The sequence below is a fragment of the Bradyrhizobium sp. 31Argb genome (genome assembly GCF_043638955.1).
Classification (GTDB): domain Bacteria; phylum Pseudomonadota; class Alphaproteobacteria; order Rhizobiales; family Xanthobacteraceae; genus Bradyrhizobium.
On the sequence record NZ_JBEGDB010000326.1, the window covers coordinates 1 to 8,352 of the forward strand.

At 61.9% G+C, this 8,352-nt stretch carries 7 protein-coding genes and 1 tRNA gene; 6 read left to right on the plus strand and 2 right to left on the minus strand.

All coding sequences use genetic code 11. From position 1 onward, the window contains the following. The first annotated feature begins 178 nt into the window (after positions 1-178). From AAFX91_RS36110 to AAFX91_RS36120, 3 genes are all read left to right on the plus strand, one after another. On the plus strand, positions 179-568 hold the full coding sequence (locus AAFX91_RS36110; protein ID WP_130577183.1) for a response regulator: 390 nt from the start codon (positions 179-181) through the stop codon (positions 566-568). Positions 569-1,190: 622 nt separating this feature from the next. After that, positions 1,191-2,384 (plus strand): GGDEF domain-containing protein, encoded by a 1,194-nt coding sequence (locus tag AAFX91_RS36115; protein WP_394569702.1) that lies wholly within the window; start codon positions 1,191-1,193, stop codon positions 2,382-2,384. A gap of 48 nt (positions 2,385-2,432) precedes the next feature. Next, entirely contained in the window at positions 2,433-3,056 is a 624-nt protein-coding gene (locus AAFX91_RS36120) for an N-acetylmuramoyl-L-alanine amidase (RefSeq protein WP_394569703.1), read from the plus strand. A gap of 88 nt (positions 3,057-3,144) precedes the next feature. On the opposite strand, the gene rpoH is transcribed toward AAFX91_RS36120, so the two are convergent. Both rpoH and AAFX91_RS36130 read right to left on the minus strand, forming a co-directional pair. Continuing rightward, positions 3,145-4,041: an RNA polymerase sigma factor RpoH gene (gene rpoH / locus AAFX91_RS36125; RefSeq protein WP_130577186.1), complete on the minus strand. Its 897-nt coding sequence runs from the start codon at positions 4,039-4,041 to the stop codon at positions 3,145-3,147. A 191-nt stretch (positions 4,042-4,232) separates the two neighbouring features. Beyond that, entirely contained in the window at positions 4,233-5,237 is a 1,005-nt protein-coding gene (locus AAFX91_RS36130; RefSeq protein ID WP_394569706.1) for an RluA family pseudouridine synthase, read from the minus strand. A gap of 129 nt (positions 5,238-5,366) precedes the next feature. On the opposite strand from AAFX91_RS36130, the gene AAFX91_RS36135 reads away from it, so the two are divergent. The 3 genes from AAFX91_RS36135 (at position 5,367) to AAFX91_RS36145 (ending at position 8,296) form a co-directional block, all read left to right on the plus strand. Next, on the plus strand, positions 5,367-5,702 hold the full coding sequence (locus tag AAFX91_RS36135; RefSeq protein ID WP_394569704.1) for a hypothetical protein: 336 nt from the start codon (positions 5,367-5,369) through the stop codon (positions 5,700-5,702). A gap of 53 nt (positions 5,703-5,755) precedes the next feature. Further along, a tRNA-Glu gene (locus AAFX91_RS36140) sits at positions 5,756-5,830 on the plus strand. A gap of 174 nt (positions 5,831-6,004) precedes the next feature. After that, a complete protein-coding gene (locus AAFX91_RS36145; protein WP_394569705.1) occupies positions 6,005-8,296 on the plus strand; it encodes a hypothetical protein in 2,292 nt (763 codons plus the stop codon). Positions 8,297-8,352: the final 56 nt, after the last annotated feature.

The window sequence follows — 8,352 nt, forward strand, 5'->3', positions numbered from 1 at the left end:
GCGTCTTGGCCGGTGGCCACCGGCCAAGACGCTAAATCGCTTCCATCGCACAAATCATGCCCGTGCAGATACAAGGGACCTATCTGTAGCACAGGGTTCCGCAAGTTTTTCGGGATTGGAACTGAACCAGTTCGAGGGGCAGGTTTTAACCTTCTTTACTTCACGAACGGAGGCGCCAATGGAACAAGCAAGGCCGCTTCGCGCAAGAGCGCTCGTCGTTGAAGACGACCCGATGCAGCGGCAGATGATCGGGCTCTTGCTGGAAGAGAGTGATTTCGATGTGATCGAATGCGCCAGCGCTGAAGCTGCGGAGGTGGTTTTGCAGCGCGACGGCGAGGACCTCGATCTGATGATGACCGATGTCGAGCTCGCCGGCTACAAGGACGGCGTTGAGCTCGCCCACATCGCCAAGCGCTGCAATCCCGCCCTCGGCGTCATCGTCACCTCGGGCAAGCCGCTTAGGCGGAAGCTGCCGGATGGCGCGAAATTCTGGTCGAAGCCTTGGGCGCCGCTGGATGTGATCCGCGAGGCGGAGCGGATGGTGCTGGCGCGGGTTGGCGGGCGCTAGGGCATAATCCGATGCGCGTTGTGGGCTCCGATCGGGGGCGCAAAATCAAACGGCGGGCCGCAAGCCCGCCGGTTTGATCAACCCCGGTTTGAGCGCCCGGGCAGGGCGAGCGCGCGCCGCCGCCCGGGCTGAAAACAGTTACTTCTTGGCCTTCTTCTTCTTGGTGGCCTTCTTCGCCTTTTTCGCCTTCTTCGCTTTCTTAGCCATAGTATCCTCTCAGGGTTAAATGGATTGAAACGCGACACTGAGGCATGCTTGGCGGAGGGCCAACCTCGCAACATCCTCGGTTGAGAAGCTCAACAGATTCGCGGCGTGCTGCCGCGGGCTGTCACCTCACTGTCATCGTGTTATCCACAACTGTTACGCATTTTTACGCGATTTTTCGCCGAACCTGCCACGTTCCGCCGCGCGCCACACGCTCTCGGCGCCATCGAACGGCCGGGCGGGTAAGGTTAATGCTGCGGAAATTCGATCTTCATTGTTTCAAAACCAAAGCACCGAGTAGGCGATCGAATTGAGATTCCGTTAAGCCAGACGACGGCATGTTGCCGGCCGAAACAGAGCCGTCACGGGCGGTCCGTTCACCTTTGGGAAGGGGCAGGATGCACATCCTGGATTTGCGGTGCTGAGTGTTCCGACGCTGTGGACGGTGTCTGTCACCAACTTCTTCGCGCTCGGCCTGGTCTGGGTCTATGTGCTGCGCTGCTATCCCAAATTCGAGGCGGCGCGGTTCTGGACCGCCGCCGCGTTTGCGGCAACCGCGGGCGCGGCGGCGTCGATGCTGCGCGGCGTGGTCGATTTCCGCCTGCTGCTGATCGGCTGCAATGCGCTGCTGATCTTCGCGTGCTGGTTCGTCGTGATGGGCGTCCAGCGGTTCTACAATGTCCCGATCTCCTGGCGCGCCCCCGCGCTCGGCACCGGCCTGACCTGCATCGGCCTCGCCTATTTCCAGTTCGTGCAGGACGACATGCCGATGCGGATCGCCATCTATTCCCTGGGACAGATCGTCCCGGCAGCGATCACGTTGCATTTGGTGATGATGCGGCGCGAAGACCAGAATCCCGGCGCCCGGCTGGCCGCTATCTGCAGCGTCCTTCTCATCATCGCCTATGCCGCTCGCTCCGCCCTCGCGCTGCTGCAGGTCGGGGGCGATCTCTCGATCGTCGACTTCAACGGACTTCAGGCAGCCCGGATCCTGATCGTGATATTCCTGTCGATGGCCTGGAACTTCGGCTTCCTGCTGATGGCGATCGACCGGCTGCGCAACGAGGTCGCCGATCTCGCGCTGCTCGATGACCTCACCGGGGTCGGCAACCGCCGCCATCTGCTGCAGCGGCTGACCGAGGAATGCGCCCGCTCGGTGCGCAGCGGCGAGCCGTTCGCGCTGCTCGTGATCGACCTCGACGGCTTCAAGGGCATCAACGACACCCATGGCCATGCCGCCGGCGACGCCTGCCTGCAGCATTTCTCACTGATGGCGCAGACGAGGTTGCGGCCGGCCGACATGCTGGCACGCAGCGGCGGCGACGAGTTCTGCATCGTGCTGCCGTCGTCCACGCTGGGCGAGGGGGCGATGATCGCTCGCCGCGTGCTGGAGGTGTGCCGGGCCGATGCGGCCGAATGCTCGGGCAAGGAGATCCCGATCGCGGTGTCGATCGGGGTCGCGCAATGGACCATGGAGATCGGCGCCTATCCGGACCGGCTGATCGCCGCCGCCGACCGGGCGCTGTATGAAGCCAAGAAGCGTGGCCGCGACGGCTACGCGATCTCCGAGCCGGCCCCGTCGCTGGTGCCCGAGATCGCCGAACATGCCTGACATCGCGCGGCGCAAAACGGCGTGAAGCCGCCTCACGGGGGCTGATGCATGAACCTTCGCCTGCTTGCGGCGGCGCTCTGCACCGCCGCGCTCGTCACGTCGGTCTTCGCGCAGACGCCTGACCTTGCGGCGATCGCGCGATCCTCGGGCGCACCCGAAATCCCCGGTCTGAAGATGGTGTGGCTGGCGCCCTGGGGCGACGTCGCAAGATCCCATCCCTGGCGCAACATCATCGTGCACCAGACCGAGGGCCCGGCAGGCTCGGCCCGCGGCGGCGCACAGGCGCAATCCAAAAACCCGAGCCGGCGTGGCGTGATGGTGTGGGTCGAGACCGACGGCACGGTCTATTGGGCGGTCGACGAGAAGCTGGTGACGACCCATGGCGACGGCGCCAACCGCAACGACAACAAATATATCGACAACGGCGCGACCTATCGCCAGGTCGTTGCCGGCAATTCGATCGGCGTCGAATTCGCCGGCAACTATCCCGACGTGACGCGCCCGCCCACCGAGGCGCAAGTCGCGGCGTGGCGGATCCTGGTGAAGGTGCTGCGCACCCGTTACAACATCCCGCTCGAACGCGTCTACGCCCACAACTGGATCGACTTCAAGGACGCCCGCTATTGCGAGGGCTGCGCCTTGGCGAAGATGGCTAAGGAGTGGGGCGAGTAGGCGGGAGCCGCGCGTTCAGCGGGTTCATGGCCGCAAAGAAAAAGCCGGCGTTGCCGCCGGCTTTGACCGAGTGATTTGTCTGGTGCTGTTAGTGCGCGGCTTCGAGCGCCGCTTCCTGCTTGGCGATCGTGCCTTTGACGGCCGATTGCACCTTCTCGAAAGCGCGGACCTCGATCTGCCGCACGCGTTCGCGCGACACGCCGAATTCGGCGGCGAGGTCTTCCAGCGTCATCGGCTCGTCCGCGAGGCGCCGCGCCTCGAAGATGCGGCGTTCGCGCGGGTTGAGCACGTTGATGGCGCCGGTCAAAGCCTGGCGGCGATGATCGAACTCTTCGCTCTCCGCCATCAGGGCTTCCGCATTCGGCGCGGTGTCGACCAGCCAGTCCTGCCATTCGCCTGCTTCGCCGTCGTCGCGGATCGGCGCGTTGAGCGACGCGTCCCCGCCGAGACGGCGGTTCATGTCGATCACGTCCTGAGCCGTCACGCCAAGGCGGCTCGCAATCAGCTTCACCTGGTCGGGGTGGAGATCACCCTCGTCCAGAGCGGAGATCTTGCTCTTCGCCTTGCGCAGGTTGAAGAACAGCTTCTTCTGGTTCGCGGTCGTGCCCATTTTCACGAGCGACCAGGAACGCAGAATGTACTCTTGAATCGACGCCTTGATCCACCACATGGCGTAGGTGGCGAGACGGAAGCCCTTCTCGGGCTCAAACCGCTTCACCGCCTGCATCAGGCCGACATTGCCTTCCGAAACGACTTCGGATATCGGCAAGCCGTAGCCGCGATAGCCCATGGCAATCTTGGCCACGAGTCTGAGGTGGCTGGTGACGAGTTTATGTGCCGCGTCGCGATCGTCGTGCTCGCGCCAACGTTTGGCGAGCATATATTCCTCTTGCGGTTCCAGCATCGGGAACCGACGGATCTCGGCGAGGTATCTAGAAAGACCGGATTCTCCATTGAGAACCGGTAGAGTGGCTGTACGGGCCATACTTGCGCCCTCCAGTGGTTCAGGCCCCCGATAGCGGCGGGCCCGGCAGGCCGCCGCTGTGTTAAAGCCGGCCGGCTTGCGATGTTCCGCGTTGGATATTCAACGCAGGTGCACAATACACCCAATGGGTCGTGATAGGGAAGGATTGCTGACGTCACGTCCGCGTGTGGCTGGTATAACCTATTGTCATATCAATGCTTTTTCAAGGGGTGCGTCATAGCGCCACCCTCAAGGCTGCGTTTCAGGAGAAGCAGATCCTCCGGTAGAGGCGCTTCCCAATGCAAAATTTCCCCGCTCCTGGGATGCTCGATGGTAAGGAGGTACGCGTGGAGTGCCTGGCGGCCGAGAGCGGCCAGCGCGGCCTGTGCCTCGAGCTCCAGATGGCTGGCCTTCGTCTTGAAATGCGGGCCGTAGACCGAATCGCCTAGCAAGGGATGGCCGATATGGGAGAGGTGCACCCGGATCTGATGGGTGCGTCCGGTCTCGAGCCGGCAGGCGAGCAGGGAGGCGACCGGCTTGCCGTCGCGCCCCTGAAACACTTCCTGCAGCTCCCAATGGGTGTCCGCCTCGCGACCGCCTTCGCGCACCGCCATCTTCTCGCGCGCATACGGATGGCGGTCGATCGGCGCGTCGATGGTGCCGCGCTGGCGGTTCGGCACACCCCAGATGAAGGCCATATAGCCGCGCTCCATCTCCCCGGTACGGCCATGGTCGGCAAATTGCGCGGTCAGCGACTGGTGGGCCTGGTCGTTTTTCGCGACCACCATCAAGCCGGTGGTGTCCTTGTCCAGCCGATGGACGATCCCCGGACGCCGCACGCCGCCGATGCCGGAAAGGCTGGCGCCGCAATGGGCGATCAGGGCGTTGACCAGCGTGCCGCTCTCATGGCCGGCGGCGGGGTGCACCACAAGGCCGGCCGGCTTGTCGATGACGATGAGGTCGTCGTCCTCATAGATGATATCGAGCGCGATATCCTCGCCCTTGGGCTCCGGCGGGACCGCTTGGGGAATCTCGACCTCGACCGTGTCGCCTTCGGCGACGTGGAAAGCAGGATCGCGGACGGGAGCGTCCTTCACTGTGACGGAACCGGCGAGGATCAGCGCCTTCAGCCGCGACCGCGACAATTCCGGCAAGCGCGCGGCAAGGACTCGGTCGAGCCGGGACGATCCCTCATCGCCCTGAACGACGACGGCCAGCCGTTGGGCGCCAGGGCCGGCACCGTGCGGGACATCAGGGCACGGGGCGCCCTGTTCTTCTTCGTTCACGCTTACTTTCTTCGGCAAAACCGGTTTCCACTTCCGCAGATCATGTTTAAAGAGCCGCCCATGACCGACGCAACGATCCCTGAACCGACCCAAGAGCAGGCCGCCCTGATCGCGCGGGTGCGGCGGATGATGCTGATCGCGGGCCTGACCTCGGCGCTGGCAGTGGCCGTGGTCCTCATCGCCGTCGGGTATCGCTTTTACCGCGGGGAGGGAAGCCCTGCCGCCACGACCGACATCACGGCGGCCCTGCCGAAGGGCGCCCGCATCGTGTCCACCGGCACCGCCGGCGACCGCCTGGTGGTGACCCTTGATATAGGCGGGGCCACCGAAATCCGCACATTCGACGCGAAAACGCTGAAACCCGCAGGAAAACTGCGCTTCGTCAGCGAACCCTGAGCCAACCTCGCTTGCAGTTTTCGGTTTTCGAGGCTATTGCCTGAGACCGCAACGCTCCCTTCGTCTAGCGGTTAGGACGCGGCCCTCTCAAGGCTGAAACAGGGGTTCGATTCCCCTAGGGAGCGCCATGCGATGCCTTTTACATTCGCTATTTTCTCGGACGCATCAGAACGACTCCAGCTTGACCGGCCGATGCTGGGATAAGCCGAAATTTCGGCTGGCGGATAACCCCAAACCGCGCTTAGGCTTTGACGAACGCGACTCGGTGCCGCCCGAGCGTGTTACGATTCCCCAAATCCATCATGTCAGACGCCAATAACGAGCAACTTCGTCCGCCGCCAAGCTGGGAAAAATTCGAGGAGATCTGTGCCGATCTCTTCGCCCGCATTTGGAACGATCCGAACGTCGTCCGCTATGGGACAAGCGGACAAGCGCAACTCGGCGTAGACATCTTTGGCAGGGAAAACGGGCACAGCGCCGGAGTCCAATGCAAGGGCAAGCGCGACTGGCCGCCAACAAAATTAACTATCGCCGAAATCGACGCGGAAGTTGAAAAAGCCAAGACCTTCACGCCCAAGCTCAGTTCCTACATTATCGCGACAACCGCTGAGAACGATACGCGGGTCACCGACCACGCCAACAAGATATCGCAAGAGCACGAGAGGACCGGCCATTTTCGTGTAACCGTTTACGGCTGGACCGAGATCGTCAGGCGCATTCAAGATTATCCCGGCCTTCTTAAGAAGCATTTCAACAGTTTTACGTTGCGGCGCTTGGAAGAACTGATGCCCGACGCTGTCGCAGACCGCGTCGTCGAGCGCTTGAATGCCGCCAATTCCGCAATTAGTGCCACGGACCGCGAACAGCCGCTTCAAAAGAGGCCCGATGCGCTCGGCGACAAACTCGCTGATGCCTTGGAATGTGACGTGGAAAGCCGGTATGTGCGGACGCTCCGGAGATCGATGTATCCGGAGATGCACAAGATTGACGAGTTCGCTGCTCTTGCCGCCGAAGCAGTGGAAGCCGCTGGCTCGCTATCTAGCGGATTGCGCCGCCAGATCCTCCTCCGCGCTTCTCGATCCGCGTCAGTTAATGGATGTATCGACGACGCCAAAGCCCATCTAGCGGCTGGTCAAGCACTGGCCGGCCCAACCTCAGATATCTTGGCGAGAGCCCGATTGGCCGTCGCGGAAAAGCGCCCCAATCAGGCCATACAATTGCTTCGCGATGAAACAGATGCGGATGCTCGTACAGTCCTCTTGAGCATTCTGTTTGCCGAGCGCGGCGATGAAGAAGCCCTGCGCTGGTTCAAAGAAAGCGGGCTCTCGCTCTCGCAGTTTTCGGCACCCGCCGTTCATATGCTGGCACTTGCCTATCTCAAGAAGAATGATTTGGGTGCCGTGAACAGCATCTTGGCCGAAGCAACGCCTGCCCAGCTCGCGGATGCGCCCTATCTGTATTTCTTTCGCGGCGCAATGCGTTTCGCTCGTCTGCTGCCGAAGCCTGAGCAAGCCACCGCGCTTTCGGGCTTGCCAATGTCCGTTCATCATGCGCGCCCGATCGTCAATGACACGGAGCTTTCCGCGCGGCTAGACGAAGCCATGAATGATTTGCGTCAAGCGTTGCCTCTTGCATCTAATCTTGGCTTGCGCTTTGCGCCTCGAATGATCGAGTCCTACCTCCTGTGGTGCGGGTTGTTGCATCCGATGCACAAAGCGGAAGCGTTGGTGCGGCTTCGGCACGACATGGAAGAGCCGAGCTTGGCCGTAAGCCGCATCCAGTACGCCTTGGCCTATGATCCAGATTACTCGCCTTCCAAACTGCTAACCTATTTGCAGCGGCGCGACGGCTTGGGCGGCCTTAACGACGACGAGCTACGCGCAATGTTCGTCATTCTGCTGGACCGAAATGATGCTGCGGGCCTCGCGGCTCTCGTTGCGGAAAAGCGGCAGCAAGCCGAAGCATCCTTTGGCAAGGAGCAGGTTCTCTACCTGGAGATTCAAGCACTTGCCAAGAAAGGTGATGTGACCTCCGCCAAAATCGTGCTGGAGAACAGCCTTCTGGCGTTTGACGAAGCTCACATTGCGGCGTTGCGCGCTGAAATCGCGACGGCCGAGGGGGCCGACCCGGTCGCCGAACGGCTACATCTGTATGAGACCGCGAAGACGCCAGAAGCGCTACGGGCGCTCGTTGGCGCGCTCGTGACGAAGAAAGACGATATCGGTATCGCTAAGTATGCAGAATTACTTTTTGCGGAAACCGGCGATCCTCGCGACATTGCCTTCGCCGCCCAGGCAGCGCTACGAGCTGGCGACGGGGACACCTTCGTTCGTCTGGTAGAGGCTCATCCAAATCTGAAGGCTAACGATGTCAACTTCTTGTGCAGTTACGGCTGGCAACTGTTTCGCCTCGGGCGGCTTCGGGAAGCTAAGCAAGTTGCGGAAGACGTCGAGCATCGGTATCCCTTGTCTCGCGACCTTCCTTTCGAATTCGCTGTAGCGCTCGATACAGGTGACTGGGAAACCCTTGCGGGACCATTGACGGCCGCCCTTGAGTCATCGCGCAATCTTGATGGCTCGTATTGCCTCACCTGAGGATGTTACTTTCGCTTGACGGATGTAGCTCCGACTGTCGGCCGGTCCGAGGTTGC

What these genes read in the sequence shown, in the direction of transcription:
- AAFX91_RS36110 (WP_130577183.1), top strand. Translation starts at nt 179, where the DNA reads ATGGAACAAGCAAGGCCGCTTCGCGCAAGAGCGCTCGTCGTTGAAGAC.
- rpoH (WP_130577186.1), bottom strand. Translation starts at nt 4,041, where the DNA reads ATGGCCCGTACAGCCACTCTACCGGTTCTCAATGGAGAATCCGGTCTT.
- AAFX91_RS36145 (WP_394569705.1), top strand. Translation starts at nt 6,005, where the DNA reads ATGTCAGACGCCAATAACGAGCAACTTCGTCCGCCGCCAAGCTGGGAA.
- AAFX91_RS36135 (WP_394569704.1), top strand. Translation starts at nt 5,367, where the DNA reads ATGACCGACGCAACGATCCCTGAACCGACCCAAGAGCAGGCCGCCCTG.
- AAFX91_RS36120 (WP_394569703.1), top strand. Translation starts at nt 2,433, where the DNA reads ATGAACCTTCGCCTGCTTGCGGCGGCGCTCTGCACCGCCGCGCTCGTC.